This window comes from Citrobacter sp. Cf118, from assembly GCF_030334095.1.
GTDB lineage: Bacteria > Pseudomonadota > Gammaproteobacteria > Enterobacterales > Enterobacteriaceae > Citrobacter > Citrobacter freundii.
This window is the reverse complement of record NZ_JAOWES010000087.1, coordinates 609,262-624,586: the sequence shown is the minus strand read 5'-3', so window position 1 is coordinate 624,586 and position 15,325 is coordinate 609,262. Positions and strand designations below refer to the sequence as shown.

Genomic DNA, 15,325 nt, shown 5'->3' with positions numbered 1-15,325 from the left:
ACGGACAACTTTAGCGAATTGATTTATTTATACTTTTAGGAATAGTGCTGACGAACACTTACGGTTCAGTCATTTACCCATTCCGCTTTCGCTTATATACTCGTGACTTTGCTAACAGCAACCAGACGGATTTCATGTACCAACCTGTCGCTCTATTCATCGGCCTGCGTTATATGCGTGGGCGTGCAGCAGATCGCTTCGGTCGCTTCGTTTCCTGGCTCTCCACCATTGGCATTACCCTCGGGGTGATGGCGCTGGTCACGGTGTTGTCGGTGATGAACGGTTTTGAGCGCGAGCTGCAAAACAATATTCTTGGCCTGATGCCTCAGGCCGTTCTCTCGTCTGAACAGGGTTCCCTCAACCCGCAACAACTGCCGGAAAAAGCGGTGGTGTTGAACGGCGTCAACCGAGTTGCACCCATAACTACGGGAGATGTGGTGCTGCAAAGCGCGCGTAGCGTGGCGGTCGGCGTGATGCTCGGTATCGATCCGGCGCAAAAAGATCCGTTAACGCCGTATCTGGTCAATGTGAAGCAAACAGATCTGCAGCCGGGTAAGTATAATGTCATCCTCGGCGAGCAGCTTGCCGGGCAGTTGGGCGTGAACCGTGGCGATCAAATTCGCGTGATGGTGCCTTCGGCCAGCCAGTTTACGCCGATGGGACGTTTGCCGAGCCAGCGTCTGTTTACGGTGATTGGCACCTTCGCCGCCAACAGCGAAGTAGACGGCTACCAGATGCTGACCAACATTCAGGATGCTTCCCGCCTGATGCGCTATCCGGTGGGCAATATTACCGGCTGGCGTCTGTGGCTGAACGAACCGTTAAAAGTTGATACGCTGAGCCAGCAAACGCTGCCGCAGGGCACCAAATGGCAGGACTGGCGCGAGCGCAAAGGGGAACTGTTCCAGGCCGTGCGCATGGAGAAGAACATGATGGGGCTACTGCTTAGCCTGATCGTGGCTGTGGCGGCTTTTAATATTATTACCTCGCTGGGTCTGATGGTAATGGAGAAGCAAGGGGAAGTGGCGATTCTACAAACGCAGGGGCTAACGCCGCGTCAGATAATGATGGTGTTTATGGTTCAGGGGGCCAGTGCCGGGATTATCGGCGCGCTGCTTGGCGCGGTGCTGGGCGCATTGCTCGCCAGTCAACTGAACAATTTAATACCAATTATTGGTGTGCTGCTGGATGGCGCGGCGCTGCCGGTCGCTATCGAGCCGCTGCAGGTTATCGTCATTGCGCTGGTGGCGATGGCCATCGCGCTGCTGTCTACGCTTTATCCTTCCTGGCGCGCTGCCGCCACTCAACCCGCTGAGGCTTTACGTTATGAATAAGATCCTGTTGCAATGCGACAACCTGTGCAAACGCTATCAGGAAGGCACTGTGCAGACCGATGTCCTGCACGATGTCAGTTTTAGCGTCGGCGAAGGTGAGATGATGGCGATTGTCGGCAGCTCTGGCTCCGGAAAGAGTACGCTGCTGCATCTGCTGGGCGGATTGGATACGCCGACTTCCGGCGACGTGATTTTTAGCGGTCAGCCGATGAGCAAGCTCTCGTCGGCGGCGAAAGCGGAACTGCGCAATCAGAAGCTGGGCTTTATTTACCAGTTCCACCATTTACTGCCGGACTTTACCGCGCTGGAAAACGTAGCGATGCCGCTGCTGATCGGCAAGAAAAAAACGGCTGAAATAACCGAGCGCGCACGGGATATGCTGAAAGCCGTAGGACTGGATCATCGTGCCAGTCATCGCCCGTCTGAACTGTCTGGCGGCGAACGCCAGCGTGTGGCCATCGCTCGTGCGCTGGTGAATAACCCGCGTCTGGTCCTGGCGGATGAGCCAACGGGTAACCTGGATGCGCGTAACGCGGATAGCATTTTCGAGCTTCTGGGCGAGCTGAACCGCTCTCAGGGCACGGCATTTCTGGTGGTGACGCACGATCTGCAACTGGCGAAGCGGATGAGCCGCCAGCTTGAAATGCGCGATGGTCGCCTGACGGCTGAACTGAGCCTGATGGGAGCTGAGTAATGGCTTCGCCTTTATCGTTATTGATTGGTCTGCGCTTTAGCCGTGGTCGGCGGCGCGGCGGTATGGTTTCGCTGATATCTGTGATTTCCACCGTTGGCATCGCGTTGGGTGTGGCGGTGTTGATCGTTGGTTTAAGTGCCATGAACGGATTTGAGCGTGAGCTGAACAACCGTATTCTGGCCGTAGTCCCACACGGAGAGATTGAAGCCGTAAATCAGCCGTGGAATAACTGGCAGGAAGCGCTCGACAAAGTACAAAAAGTGCCGGGTATTGTCGCCGCGGCGCCTTATATCAACTTTACCGGACTGGTAGAGAGCGGGGCGAACTTACGCGCGGTGCAGGTGAAGGGCGTTGACCCAAAACAGGAACAGCGTTTAAGCGCACTGCCATCCTTCGTGCAAAACCACGCCTGGGATAATTTTAAAGCCGGTGAACAACAAATCATCATTGGTAAGGGTATTGCCGATGCGCTGAAAGTGAAGCAGGGCGACTGGGTGTCGATTATGATCCCTAACGCCAGCGCGGATCATAAATTACAGCAGCCTAAACGCGTGCGTTTACACGTTACTGGGATCCTGCAACTGAGCGGCCAACTCGATCACAGCTTTGCCATGATCCCAATGGAAGATGCGCAGCAATATCTGGATATGGGAACCAGCGTTTCCGGGATTGCGCTGAAGGTTAACGACGTGTTTAACGCCAATAAGCTGGTGCGGGACGCGGGCGAAGTGACCAATAACTATGTTTATATTAAGAGCTGGATCGGTACTTATGGCTATATGTATCGCGATATCCAGATGATTCGCGCCATTATGTATCTGGCGATGGTGCTGGTGATTGGTGTGGCCTGCTTTAATATCGTTTCCACGTTAGTGATGGCGGTAAAAGACAAAAGCGGCGATATTGCGGTATTAAGAACCCTTGGGGCAAAAGATGGGTTGATCCGTGCCATTTTTGTTTGGTACGGCCTGCTGGCGGGTCTGTTTGGTAGCCTGATAGGCGTCGTCATTGGGGTGGTTGTCTCGTTGCAACTGACGCCGATCATCAACGGAATCGAGGCGCTTATCGGTCATCAGTTCCTGTCCGGCGATATCTATTTCATTGACTTCCTGCCATCGGAATTACACTGGCTGGATGTGATTTACGTGCTGGTGACAGCACTCGTGCTGAGTCTTTTGGCAAGTTGGTATCCGGCGCGTCGCGCCAGCAATATTGATCCTGCGAGAGTACTTAGCGGCCAATAACAACAATAATACACGACAGCATTCATGCTGCATCAAGGCGTAGCCAACGCAGAGGCATCTTGAAGGATGACGTGTATCAAGGAGCGGTGATGTATTACGGATTTGACATCGGCGGGACCAAAATTGCGCTGGGCGTGTTTGATAAGCAACGTCGTCTGCAATGGGAAACTCGCGTCCCTACACCTCGCGACAGCTACGACGCTTTCCTTGATGCGGTCTGCAATCTGGTGACGGAAGCTGACCAGCGTTTTGGTATCAAAGGTTCGGTCGGTATCGGGATTCCTGGCATGCCGGAAACGGAAGACGGCACGTTGTACGCGGCCAACGTTCCTGCCGCCAGTGGCAAACCGCTCCGCGCCGATCTTAGCGCTCGCCTTGACCGCGATGTGCGTCTGGATAACGATGCGAACTGTTTTGCTCTCTCCGAAGCCTGGGATGACGAGTTTACCCAATATCCGCTGGTGATGGGGTTGATCCTCGGTACGGGCGTTGGCGGCGGCCTGGTGCTTAACGGGAAATCCATCACCGGACGCAGCTATATCACCGGCGAGTTTGGTCATATTCGTTTGCCGGTTGATGCGCTGACGCTGATGGGCTTTGATTTCCCGCTGCGCCGCTGCGGATGCGGCCAACTGGGATGCATCGAAAGCTATCTTTCCGGCGGTGGATTTGCGTGGTTGTATCAGCATTACTACCATCAACCGCTGGATGCCCGTGAAATTATCGCGTTGTGGGAGCAGGGCGATGAACATGCGCGTGCACACGTTGAACGCTATCTGGATTTGCTGGCGGTGTGTCTTGGGAATATCCTGACTATCGTCGATCCTGATTTGGTGGTGATTGGCGGAGGCTTGTCGAATTTTACCGCTATTACGACGCAACTGACGGACCGACTGCCACGTCATCTGTTGCCAGTTGCCCGGGTACCGCGTATTGAGCAGGCACGGCACGGTGATGCCGGCGGGATGCGCGGGGCTGCTTTCCTACATCTTACCGATTAATACAAAGAGGTTGTTATGCTGTCGCGTCGGGGTCATCGGTTAAGCCGCTTTCGTAAAAATAAACGCCATTTGCGCGATCGCCTGCGTCAACGAATCTTTTTCAGAGACAGAGTGGTGCCTGAATTGATGGAAAAACCAAGAGTGCTGGTACTGACGGGAGCGGGAATCTCCGCTGAGTCAGGAATTCGAACCTTCCGCGCGGCGGATGGTCTCTGGGAAGAACATCGGGTTGAGGACGTTGCGACTCCGGAAGGATTTAGTCGAAACCCGGAACTGGTTCAGTCGTTTTATAACGCCCGTCGCCATCAATTGCAACAGCCAGAAATCCAGCCCAACGCGGCGCATATCGCACTGGCAAAACTCGAAGCCGAACTGGGCGACCGTTTTTTACTGGTGACGCAGAACATTGATAACCTGCATGAGCGTGCGGGCAGCCAGAACGTTATCCATATGCACGGCGAACTGCTCAAGGTTCGCTGCTCGCAAAGCGGGCAGATTCTGGAATGGAAGGACGATGTGACCCCGGAAGATAAATGTCACTGCTGTCAATTTCCGGCACCGCTGCGACCACACGTGGTGTGGTTTGGTGAAATGCCGCTGGGCATGGATGAAATTTACATGGCGCTGGCAATGGCGGATGTATTCATTGCGATTGGCACATCGGGACATGTTTATCCGGCTGCGGGTTTTGTGCATGAGGCGCGGCTGCATGGGGCACATACGGTAGAACTAAATCTCGAACCGAGCCAGGTTGGCAGCGAGTTTGAAGAGAAGTATTACGGTCCGGCAAGCCAGGTGGTGCCAGAGTTTGTTGAGAAGTTATTGAAAGGTCTGTGAGAACGGATGGCGTAGGCCCGATAAGCGTAGCGCCATCGGGCAGTGATGATGCGCCGGATGCGACGCTGACGCGTCTTATCCGGCCTACGAGGAGGGCAATTAGCGTCCTGCTTTCAGCTTCTGATAATACTCTTCATAGATAGCGCTGGCGGAACCGACATCGTTCTGCCATTCCCCTTTGTTGATTGTTTCTGCATCAGGGTACAGGGTTTTATCATTTGCGACTTCAGGGCTTAACAGCTTACGTGCTGCCAGGTTTGGCGTCGGATAACCAATAGTTTCCGCAACTTCTTTCGCTACGTCCGGGCGCAGCAGGAAGTTAATCAGCTTCAGCGCACCTTCTTTGTTTTTCGCGTTAGCCGGAATAGACAGGCTATCCATCCAGAAAATGCCGCCTTCTTTAGGCCATACCACTTCCAGCGGTGTACCTGCCTGACGCGCAACATATGCGGAGCCGTTCCACACCATCCCCAGATTGACTTCACCTTCCATATACGGGTTGGCCGGGTTGTCAGAGTTAAACGCCGCGACGTTAGGCATCAGTTTCTTCAGCTCGTTATAGGCAGCTTCAATCTCTTTCGGGTCGGTGGTATTGCCGGAGTATCCCAGCTTGCGCAGCGCCATCTGGAACACTTCACGCGCATCATCCGTTAACAGCAGACTGCCTTTGTACTCCGGTTTCCATAGATCGGCCCAACTGGTGACGGTTTTCGGATCGATAGCATCGCTGTTTACGCCAATGGCCGTCGCACCCCAGATATACGGGATGGAGTAGTCATTGTTCGGGTCAAACGGCTTGTTGAGCATTTCCGGATCGAGGTTGTGGAAGTTGGTCAACGTCGACTTGTCGATCTTCTGGATCATGCCTTCTTTACGCATTTTATCGACGTAATAGGTGGACGGAACCACCAGATCATATGCGCCGTCTTTATAGGTTTTGAGCTTGGCGTACATGGTTTCGTTCGACTCGTAGGTCGAATAGATAACCTTAATGCCGGTCTCTTTGGTGAACTGTTCCAGCAGCCCTGGCGGGACATACTCGGTCCAGTTATAGAAATAGAGCGTGTTGTTGTCATTCGCGTGAGCGGCGCTCATGCCCAGTGCCAGAGCACCCGCCGCGAGCAGGTGGCGTGACCATTTTTTCATCATTTAACGTCCCCTGAATTAAGGGCCTCAGCGGCCCTTGGTTTTATCACGTGCAATAAGCTGGCTGGCGATCACCATAACCAGCGACAGAACCAACAAAATGGTCGCCAGCGCGTTCACCTCTGGTGATACACCGACTTTGACCATTGAGTAGATTTTTAATGGCAGAATTTCATAACCCGGTCCGGTAACGAAGGACGAAACGACGACATCATCCATCGACAGCGTAAAGCTCAGCAACCAACCTGCAGCCACCGCAGGCATAGCCAGTGGCAGTATAATCTTGCGCAGAATAGTTACTTCGCTGGCACCCAAATCTTTAGCAGCCTCAAGCATGCGTACATCAAAACCTTTCAGGCGTGAGTAAACTGTCACCACCACAAAAGGCAGACAAAAAGTGATATGTGAGAACAACAGCGACCAGAAACCCAGTTGAATGCCGATCAGCATAAACAGCACCAGCAGAGATATTGCCATCACAATATCTGGCGACATCATCACCACGAACAGCATGCCACTGACGAACGGTTTACCGCGAAAACGGTAGCGGTACAGCGCAACCGCAGTGAGTGAGCCGATCAAGGTGGCAAACGTGGCGGATAGCACCGCCATCGTCAGCGAGTGCTGCGCCGCCTGCAACAGGCTGTCGTTATTCATCAGCAGGCCGTACCATTTGGTAGTAAAACCCTGCCAGTTGATGCCGAAGCGCGAGCTGTTAAAGGAGTTCACAATCAGAATGATGATTGGAATATACAGGTACGCGTAGATAGCGGTCATAAAACCGCCGCGGAGCAGTCGACCGATCATTCGAGTTCCACCCTCTTGTTCAGCAAGCGCGAGGCACGCCAGTAGATCAGCAGCATCAGACCCATCACGATGGTCAGCGTAATGCTGGTGGCTGCACCAAATGGCCAGTCACGGATGTTCAGGAACTGAACTTTAATCACGTTGCCAATCAGCAGGTTTTTCGCGCCGCCCATTAAGTCGGAAACGTAAAACAGCCCCATTGCGGGCAGCATGACCAGCAGGCATCCGGCGATAATCCCCGGCATCGTCAACGGAATAATGATGCGGGTGAAGGTCTGAAGTTTACTGGCACCTAAATCGCGTGCGGCTTCCAGCAGCGGTTTATCGAGTTTTTCAATGCTGGAATAGAGCGGCATCACCATAAACGGTAGCAGGATGTATACCAGCCCGATAATCACCGCGCTGGGGGTAAACATGATGCGAATGGGTGTATCGATAACCCCGAGCCATAACAGAAACTCGTTGAGATAGCCTTTGGTACTGAGGAAAATTTTGAGTCCGTAGATGCGAATAAGTGAATTGGTCCAGAACGGAACAATCAGCAGGAACAGCAACAGCGGGCGCACTTTTTCCGGCAGTTTCACCAAAAACCAGGCAAACGGGTAGCCGAGTACCAGACAGGCGAGCGTGGCAATCAGCGCCATATTGAGGGAGTGAACCAGCACCTCAAAATAGAGCGGATCGAGCAGGCGCGTATAGTTCTCCAGCGTAAAGACCATTTTGACGAAATTGGCGTCGTCGCGGGTCAAAAAGCTGGTACCGATGATCATCAGGTTGGGCAGAAAGACAAATAACACAAGCCAACCGACAATGGTGACGATCACCACACTCTGGAATTTACTTGTGTTCTTCATCAGCCAGTACGACCTCCCAGCTTTCTACCCAGTTAATCGCCATTTTCTGGTCGAGAGAGTGGTCAAAGTCAGGATCGTCTTCATTGAAGAATTCGCTGACCATCACCATCTTGCCATTTTCCAGTTCCACAACCGACTCCAGCGTCATGCCTTTGTAGTTGCGTTCGCGCACGTAGCCGATCAGGCCTTCGATATGATTATCATCGTTGATTTCATCTACACGCAAATCTTCAGGACGTAACAGGACGTGCAGCTTTTGTCCGGGAACCACCGCGAAGTTGACATAAATATTGCACTCGCGGCCTTCAACGTTAGCACGAACACGCTGTTCATCCAGACGTTCAATCACCGTGGCGTTAAACATATTGATCTCGCCGATAAACCCGGCGACGAACAGATTCTTGGGCTCTTCGTAGATTTCGCGCGGTGTACCGTCCTGCTCAATCTTACCATCGCGCATCACCACGATGCGGTCAGACATTGTCAGCGCTTCTTCCTGATCGTGTGTGACAAAGACAAAAGTGATACCAAGCTTACGCTGCAGAGCTTTCAGTTCATTCTGCATCTGCTTACGCAGTTTGTAGTCCAGCGCAGAGAGGGATTCATCTAACAAGAGTAAGCGGGGTTTGTTGACCACAGCTCGGGCAATCGCTACGCGCTGCTGCTGGCCGCCGGAAAGTTGATGCGGTTTTCGCTGGGCGAACTCTTCCAGTTGCACCATGCGCAGGGCTTCGGTAACGCGGGGAGAAATGTCGGCTGCGGGCGTTTTTTGCATGCGTAAACCAAAGGCCACATTCTCAAATACGGTCATGTGGGGGAATAACGCATAGCTTTGGAAGACGGTATTCACGTAGCGGTTTTCCGCTGGAACGTGAGTAATGTCCTCGTTGTCCAACATAATATGACCGGAATCAACCGTTTCCAGACCGGCAATCAGGCGAAGAACGGTTGTTTTACCGCAGCCAGAGGGGCCAAGCAGCGTAAGAAACTCGCCATTATTGATGGTCAAATCCAGGCTGGAAATCACCTCTTTGCCATCGAAACTTTTGCGAATTCCCGCTAATTGCACCAGTGGAGAAAGCGAACGCGGTTGTTTATTCAATTTTTTACTCTGTCCCATGTAAACGCAACGGATGGCTGACCGATGCGGGGTTTGTGGTTAACCACCTTGATGACTCTTAATGAGGGCCGTTATTCTACGGCAAACCATTGTAATCGCCAATCCTTGTTGCGAATTACTGACTTAGCCCTATAGTCAGAGGGGATGTCAGGGCGAAATATTCTCACTTGCGGGGATAAAAGTGACCTGACGCAATATTTGTCTTTTGTTGCTTATTGATAATGTTGTCACAAAAAGTGAGGGTGACTGCATGGATAAACTACTTGAGCGTTTTTTACACTACGTGTCGCTGGACACCCAATCAAAATCGGGCGTGCGGCAGGTACCCAGCACCGAAGGACAGTGGAAATTATTACAACTGCTCAAACAACAGCTCGAAGAGATGGGACTGGTTAATATTTCACTGAGCGAAAAAGGCACGCTGATGGCAACGTTACCCGCTAACGTTGCTGGCAATATTCCTGCGATCGGCTTTATTTCCCATGTGGATACCTCACCGGATTTCAGTGGTAAAAATGTCAATCCGCAAATTGTTGAAAACTATCGCGGTGGCGATATTGCGTTAGGCATTGGTGATGAAGTTTTATCGCCAGTGATGTTCCCGGTGCTGCATCAACTTCTGGGTCAGACGCTGATCACTACAGATGGTAAAACGTTGCTGGGCGCGGATGATAAAGCAGGCGTGGCGGAAATCATGACCGCACTGGCTGTGCTTATCCAAAAAGATATTCCGCATGGCGATATCCGCGTGGCCTTTACACCGGACGAAGAGGTGGGTAAAGGGGCGAAGCATTTTGACGTTGCGGCATTCGATGCGCAGTGGGCCTATACCGTTGACGGTGGTGGCGTAGGTGAGTTGGAGTTTGAAAACTTCAACGCTGCGTCGGTTAATATTAAAATTGTTGGCAACAATGTGCATCCCGGCACCGCAAAAGGGGTGATGGTGAATGCGCTGTCGCTGGCGGCGCGTATTCATGCAGAGGTTCCGGCAGATGAAAGCCCGGAAAAGACGGAAGGTTACGAAGGCTTTTATCATCTGGCGAGCATGAAAGGGACGGTCGATCGGGCGGATATGCACTACATTATTCGTGATTTTGACCGTAAGCAGTTTGAAGCGCGTAAACGCAAGATCATGGATATCGCCAAGAAGGTCGGTAAAGGGTTACACCCCGACTGCTATATCGAACTGGTGATTGAAGACAGTTACTACAATATGCGCGAAAAAGTGATTGAGCATCCGCACGTACTGGATATCGCCCAGCAGGCGATGCGCGATTGCGATATTGAGCCGGTGCTGAAACCGATCCGTGGTGGCACTGACGGCGCGCCGCTGTCGTTTATGGGATTACCGTGTCCGAATCTGTTCACCGGTGGCTACAACTATCATGGTAAACATGAGTTTGTAACCCTGGAAGGAATGGAAAAAGCGGTACAGGTGATTGTGCGTATTGCTGAACTGGCCGCGAAACAAAAATAAAGTATGTGTAGTTGCCGGATGGCGCTTCGCTTATCCGGCCTACATTATTACACTCCAGAGTGCCTGATAAGACGCGTAGCGTCGCATCAGGCACTCTTCGCATTACCCTTCGAAGAACCAGTACCCGCTGTTGACCAGCGCGGCAAGCATGGCAAGGAAAGAAGGATCTTCCAGCGCATCCTCAAAGTTCTCAGCCGTCAGCACAATATGACTGGCCAGCGCTTCCAGGGCAGGACGATGCGGCGAATCAATTTTCTCACCGTTAGCGTAGACGTCGTCGCCAATACGCAATACACGCAATCCGCCCAGACGCACTAACGCATCACCTTGCTTCAGGGCATCGTAAATTTCGTCTGGCTGATACGGTGGCTCCGGCGGGGCAATATCCAGTTCATGACGAGACTGAGAAATAAACTCGCCAAACCACTGCTGGAAATGTTCTGGTTGATTAATCAGCCCGAGCATCATTTCGCGCAGCTTATCCATCTCCTGCGGCAGAACGTCGGCCGGATGATCGCGCGGCGGCAGGTCCGGATCGCTGTAATAGGTGCTACCCAGTTCGCGTTGCAAAACGTAATCGGCGAACCCGCTGATCAGCTCGCGAGTGTTTGGCGCACGGAAACCGACCGAATAGTTCATCGCGTTTTCCAGCGCATAACCTTCGTGCGGGAATCCCGGTGGAATGTACAGGATATCGCCGGGCTCCAGCTCTTCATCGATGATAGCTTCAAACGGGTCGACCTGAAGGAGATCCGGGTGAGGGCAGTGCTGTTTCAGCTGCAGTTTTTCACCTACGCGCCAGCGACGACGACCGGTACCCTGAATGATAAATACATCGTACTGATCCAGGTGCGGGCCAACGCCGCCGCCGGGGACAGAGAAAGAAATCATCAGATCGTCGATGCGCCAGTCCGGTATTTCACGGAACGGGCGCATCAGCGCGGCAGTTGGCTCGTGCCAGTGGTTGACCGCCTGCACCAGCAAAGACCAGTTGTTCTCGCCAAGATGGTCGTAGCTTTCGAAGGGACCGTGGCTAACCTGCCATTTTCCGTCCTGGTGGCTGACGAGTCGGCTGTCGACTTCGCTTTCCATTGCCAGTCCAGCCAGTTCGTCAGGAGAGAGAGGATCAATAAAATTGTTAAACCCGCGTTTTAAGACCACCGGGCGTTTCTGCCAGTGGCGTTCAAGAAAATCGGGCCAGTTAAGTGTGAGTTGGTATTCCATAATGAGCATCCCGCAGGCTGGTATCTGCAACCGATTATAACGGATACTTAACCTCAAGCGTGAAGTCAGTACATATTTATTACATGCGACGATTACTCGTCTTTCTGGCCCGGCTGCTGGCGGCCAAAAATAACTTCCATGCGCGCGCCACCCAGCAGGCTATCACCGGCAATAATCTGCCCGTCATACTGTTCGGTGATTTCTCGCGCCACCGCCAGACCGACGCCTTGTCCTGGACGTAGCGTATCTACGCGCTGTCCACGGTCAAACACCACTTCCCGTTTGCTTTGCGGAATACCAGGACCATCATCTTCAACCAGAATATGCAGCTGATCCTCAGACAGTTGCGCTGAAATCTCGACAAACTCCAGACAATATTTACAGGCGTTATCCAGTACGTTGCCCAACACTTCGACAAAATCATTCTGTTCGCCCACAAAGCTGATTTCAGGTGAGATATCGAGATTAATGTTGACGCCTTTACGCTGATACACCTTATTCAGTGCCGAGGTCAGTTTATCCAGCAACGGCGCGATCGGGTGCAGTTCGCGGCTGAGTAGGGCACTGCTGCCACGCATGCTGGCGCGATGCAGGTAATAGCCTATCTGTTGGGAAATACGGCTGATTTGTTCCAGCATGATAGGCTCTGCGTCGCTGACGCTCATCTTTTCATTACGCATTGAGCGCAGAGTACTCTGCAATACCGCCAGTGGTGTTTTCAGACTATGGGTGAGGTCTGTTAACGTGGTGCGGTATTTGTCATAACGCTCACGTTCGCTTTTTAACAGCCGATTGAGATTACGAACCAGGCTGGTCAATTCGCGTGTGGTGGCGGGGTTTAGCATCTCACGATGATGTTCTTCAAGCTCACGGACTTCACGCGCCAGCGATTCAATCGGCCGCAGGCTCCACCACGCGGCCACCCATAACAGCGGAATGACCAGCAACAGATTGGCGACCAGGACATAAATAAACCAGCTCCAGACCATATACGAGCGCTTTAGCTCTATTGGAATGGTATCGACAACCACAATGGTCAGTTGCGGCATTCTGGCAGTAGCAGGGTAGACGTTTACCGCCACGGAGTGGGTCATTTCGGCGTCGTCGTCATCTTCTCTGACTTCTTTTAACTGTTGCTGAGCGGAGTGATCTTCGCCCAGTAAGGTGCTGGTGGCGTCTACATTGGCTTCAATTTCATGAAAACCGTTCGTTTTTAGCCAGTCCGGTTGGATACTTTGCGTCAACCAGGGAACATTGCGCTGCGCCCACAACAACTCACCGCTTTCGTTATAGATCAGCGACATTGTTGGGCTTTGCATATCGAGATTTTCAGGCAACTCGACGTTTATCTTGCCGTTTTCCCACTTTGCCAGGGTATAGAATAGATTACTTTCACCCCGCAGCAAGCGGAACGTGGTCTTATCAAAGCTGACACTGTAACCCACAAGGGCAACCATGCCGTAGGCCAGCGACAGCACCAACACCACGCCTGCAGTTGCCAGTAAAAAGCGTAACCGCAGCGATAACGGGAAAAAATGACGCAATAGTTTATTCATTAGCGCAGTTCAAAAAGATATCCCTGGCCACGCACGGTAGTGATCACCTCATGCGGATATTGCGCCTGAATTTTTTTACGTAGACGCCCCATCAGAACATCAATAGTGTGACTTTCGCGCAGCTCGGCATCCGGATAAAGCTGCAGCATGAGCGAATCTTTACTGACCACTTTGCCATTATTACGGATGAGTGTTTCCATAATGGTATATTCAAACGCTGTGAGCTTGATAACTTCATCATTGACGGATAACTCGCGTCGGGAGAGGTCCACCTGAAAAGGCGGAAGGGAGATAATTTGCGATGCCAGACCGCTGTTTCGACGCATCAGTGCCTGCATGCGTGCAGCCACTTCTTCGATGTGAAACGGTTTGGTGACATAATCATCAGCGCCTGCACTGAGGACTTCCACTTTGTCCTGCCAGCCTTCGCGCGCGGTTAATACCAGAATTGGCAGCGAAACCTCATTACTGCGCCAGCGGCGGATTAGCGACAAACCATCTTCATCGGGGAGCCCTAAATCAACGATCGCGATATCCGGCAGATGCTCATTCAGATAATAGTCCGCTTCCTTCGCATCTTCTGCATCATCCACCTGATGCCCTAAATCCTGTAACTGAACCTTGAGGTGGTGGCGTAATAAAGCATTATCCTCGACAACCAGTACGCGCATCATCGTTTCTCCCTAAAATAATGGTATGAATAGTTTAACGCTGATTATGTGGATTGAAAGCAGCGCTATGAAATTAAATAACTTTTCTCATGCTCCCCTGCCCGTGGGGGCGTCCTGGGGGCAGTGCCGTTGGCATCTGATTGTTCAGCATGTTGACCTGATCCTGGTTCATGTCGCCAATCCACTTGGAGTAAACCTCGTACACCATGCGCGCATCTTCATGTCCCATCTGACTCGCTATGAATGACGGGGTCGCTCCGGCCATCAACGTCCAGCATGCGTAGGTATGCCGTGACTGATAAGGATTCCTTTCGCGGATATTTGCAAGTTTAGTGCCTCGCTTCCAGCCATAGGCAATCGAGTTCTTGGAGAAGTAACTGCCTTTTTTTGACGAATATGCTGTCGGTGAAAAAACGAAGCGAAGAGATTGCTGCTCAGTTTTTCCGATCTCCCGATGGTGAAATCGAATTTCTTGCTTCGGATTAGCGCCGGTGACTTCGTATTGTTCCTTCAGTGCATCCAGAGCAGGTTTAAGCAACGTTATCGTCCTTATTCCGGCATCTGTCTTAGGGGGTACAAATACTCGCTTATTCGTCAAACTTCTGGATACGTGGATTTCACCTTTTACCAAATCAATATCTTCCCATGCCAGGGCGCATATCTCGCCCGGCCTCATCCCCGTATGAACGGCAACAATGATGATTAATGCCTGGCTACGGGGAAGGACGGCTATCAGTGCCTGGTACTCATGAAGTAATAGTGGGTCGGGATCATTTTTAGATAACTTGAGTCGCGACACTCCTTCATAAGGAGCATGCAATATAAACTGGCTTCGGTTTGCGAGCTTAAGCATTTCTGATAAAACTGCCATCTGTTTATTGACTGTTGAGGGCGCGCGGCCCTGCCTGGCCAGATTCGGCATTGCCGGGTTAATAATTGTCCCGGTCAATAACTCCTTTCGGTAATGCAAAATGTCGGCATGCTCAATATCTACCAGACGGGTATTTTCTCCGATTACACGCAGTAACGTATTTACGACCGAAGTCATCGATAGCAGTGTTGCACCAGATACCTCTAAGGCTTTGGTGTCTGTAAAAAAATCACTCAGTTCTTTAAACGTGGTGATTTTTTTGGTTGTGATGAACTTCTTAAGCGCTTTGGATTCCGGGAAACGTTCCGCATAGTCGAACTTACCGAGCTGTATTTCGCTTGTTATGAACGCGCGAAGATTGCCTGAATACACCCTAAAACCATACGGGATGGGTATGGGGGGACTGAAATGCCCTTATGAGCATTACCGAGTAAATCATCACGGAGAGTTCGCCAATTGAGGAAAGGTGACATGGATTTACAGATCAAC

General features: G+C 51.9%; 14 protein-coding genes. 6 read left to right on the top strand and 8 right to left on the bottom strand.

The genetic code is table 11. From position 1 onward, the window contains the following. Positions 1-134: 134 nt before the first annotated feature. The 5 genes from lolC to cobB all read left to right on the top strand — a co-directional run bounded on the left by lolC (position 135) and on the right by cobB (position 5,110). The gene (gene lolC, locus OGX67_RS18325; RefSeq protein ID WP_257651488.1) at positions 135-1,334 is read left to right on the top strand and encodes a lipoprotein-releasing ABC transporter permease subunit LolC; all 1,200 of its coding nucleotides are present in this window, start codon (positions 135-137) and stop codon (positions 1,332-1,334) included. Further along, positions 1,327-2,028, top strand: coding sequence for a lipoprotein-releasing ABC transporter ATP-binding protein LolD (gene lolD, locus OGX67_RS18320; protein ID WP_032949062.1), 702 nt, complete (start codon positions 1,327-1,329; stop codon positions 2,026-2,028). The genes lolC and lolD overlap by 8 nt, the downstream gene beginning before the upstream one ends. Next, positions 2,028-3,272, top strand: a complete 1,245-nt coding sequence (gene lolE, locus OGX67_RS18315; RefSeq protein WP_003030804.1) for a lipoprotein-releasing ABC transporter permease subunit LolE — start codon at positions 2,028-2,030, stop codon at positions 3,270-3,272. Before lolD ends, lolE begins: the two co-directional genes overlap by 1 nt. A gap of 89 nt (positions 3,273-3,361) precedes the next feature. Beyond that, complete coding sequence (gene nagK / locus OGX67_RS18310) at positions 3,362-4,273, top strand: N-acetylglucosamine kinase (protein WP_003030802.1); 912 nt, start codon at positions 3,362-3,364, stop codon at positions 4,271-4,273. A 15-nt stretch (positions 4,274-4,288) separates the two neighbouring features. Continuing rightward, the gene (gene cobB / locus OGX67_RS18305) at positions 4,289-5,110 is read left to right on the top strand and encodes a Sir2 family NAD+-dependent deacetylase (RefSeq protein WP_003030799.1); all 822 of its coding nucleotides are present in this window, start codon (positions 4,289-4,291) and stop codon (positions 5,108-5,110) included. Between the two features lie 99 nt (positions 5,111-5,209). Here cobB and potD read toward each other — a convergent pair whose 3' ends face one another. Genes potD through potA form a run of 4 tightly spaced genes read right to left on the bottom strand, consistent with a single transcriptional unit; the run spans position 5,210 to position 9,037 of the window. Continuing rightward, positions 5,210-6,256 carry a spermidine/putrescine ABC transporter substrate-binding protein PotD gene (gene potD / locus OGX67_RS18300; protein WP_003030797.1) on the bottom strand — a complete coding sequence of 349 codons (1,047 nt, stop codon included), beginning with the start codon at positions 6,254-6,256 and terminating at the stop codon, positions 5,210-5,212. A gap of 27 nt (positions 6,257-6,283) precedes the next feature. Further along, a complete protein-coding gene (potC, locus tag OGX67_RS18295) occupies positions 6,284-7,063 on the bottom strand; it encodes a spermidine/putrescine ABC transporter permease PotC (protein WP_003030794.1) in 780 nt (259 codons plus the stop codon). Further along, the gene (gene potB, locus OGX67_RS18290) at positions 7,060-7,917 is read right to left on the bottom strand and encodes a spermidine/putrescine ABC transporter permease PotB (RefSeq protein ID WP_046670510.1); all 858 of its coding nucleotides are present in this window, start codon (positions 7,915-7,917) and stop codon (positions 7,060-7,062) included. Before potB ends, potC begins: the two co-directional genes overlap by 4 nt. Further along, positions 7,901-9,037, bottom strand: coding sequence for a spermidine/putrescine ABC transporter ATP-binding protein PotA (gene potA / locus OGX67_RS18285; RefSeq protein WP_003030791.1), 1,137 nt, complete (start codon positions 9,035-9,037; stop codon positions 7,901-7,903). The genes potB and potA overlap by 17 nt, the downstream gene beginning before the upstream one ends. 250 nt (positions 9,038-9,287) lie before the next feature. Between potA and pepT the strand changes: the two genes are divergently transcribed. Beyond that, complete coding sequence (gene pepT, locus OGX67_RS18280) at positions 9,288-10,514, top strand: peptidase T (RefSeq protein ID WP_257651398.1); 1,227 nt, start codon at positions 9,288-9,290, stop codon at positions 10,512-10,514. Between the two features lie 102 nt (positions 10,515-10,616). On the opposite strand, the gene roxA is transcribed toward pepT, so the two are convergent. The 4 genes from roxA to OGX67_RS18260 all read right to left on the bottom strand — a co-directional run bounded on the left by roxA (position 10,617) and on the right by OGX67_RS18260 (position 15,208). Next, positions 10,617-11,738 (bottom strand): [50S ribosomal protein L16]-arginine 3-hydroxylase, encoded by a 1,122-nt coding sequence (roxA, locus tag OGX67_RS18275; protein ID WP_257651399.1) that lies wholly within the window; start codon positions 11,736-11,738, stop codon positions 10,617-10,619. A 92-nt stretch (positions 11,739-11,830) separates the two neighbouring features. Further along, complete coding sequence (phoQ, locus tag OGX67_RS18270) at positions 11,831-13,294, bottom strand: two-component system sensor histidine kinase PhoQ (RefSeq protein WP_003030784.1); 1,464 nt, start codon at positions 13,292-13,294, stop codon at positions 11,831-11,833. Further along, a complete protein-coding gene (gene phoP, locus OGX67_RS18265) occupies positions 13,294-13,965 on the bottom strand; it encodes a two-component system response regulator PhoP (RefSeq protein WP_003030783.1) in 672 nt (223 codons plus the stop codon). The genes phoQ and phoP overlap by 1 nt, the downstream gene beginning before the upstream one ends. 73 nt (positions 13,966-14,038) lie before the next feature. Continuing rightward, positions 14,039-15,208, bottom strand: coding sequence for a tyrosine-type recombinase/integrase (locus OGX67_RS18260; protein ID WP_071696755.1), 1,170 nt, complete (start codon positions 15,206-15,208; stop codon positions 14,039-14,041). Positions 15,209-15,325 lie beyond the last annotated feature (117 nt).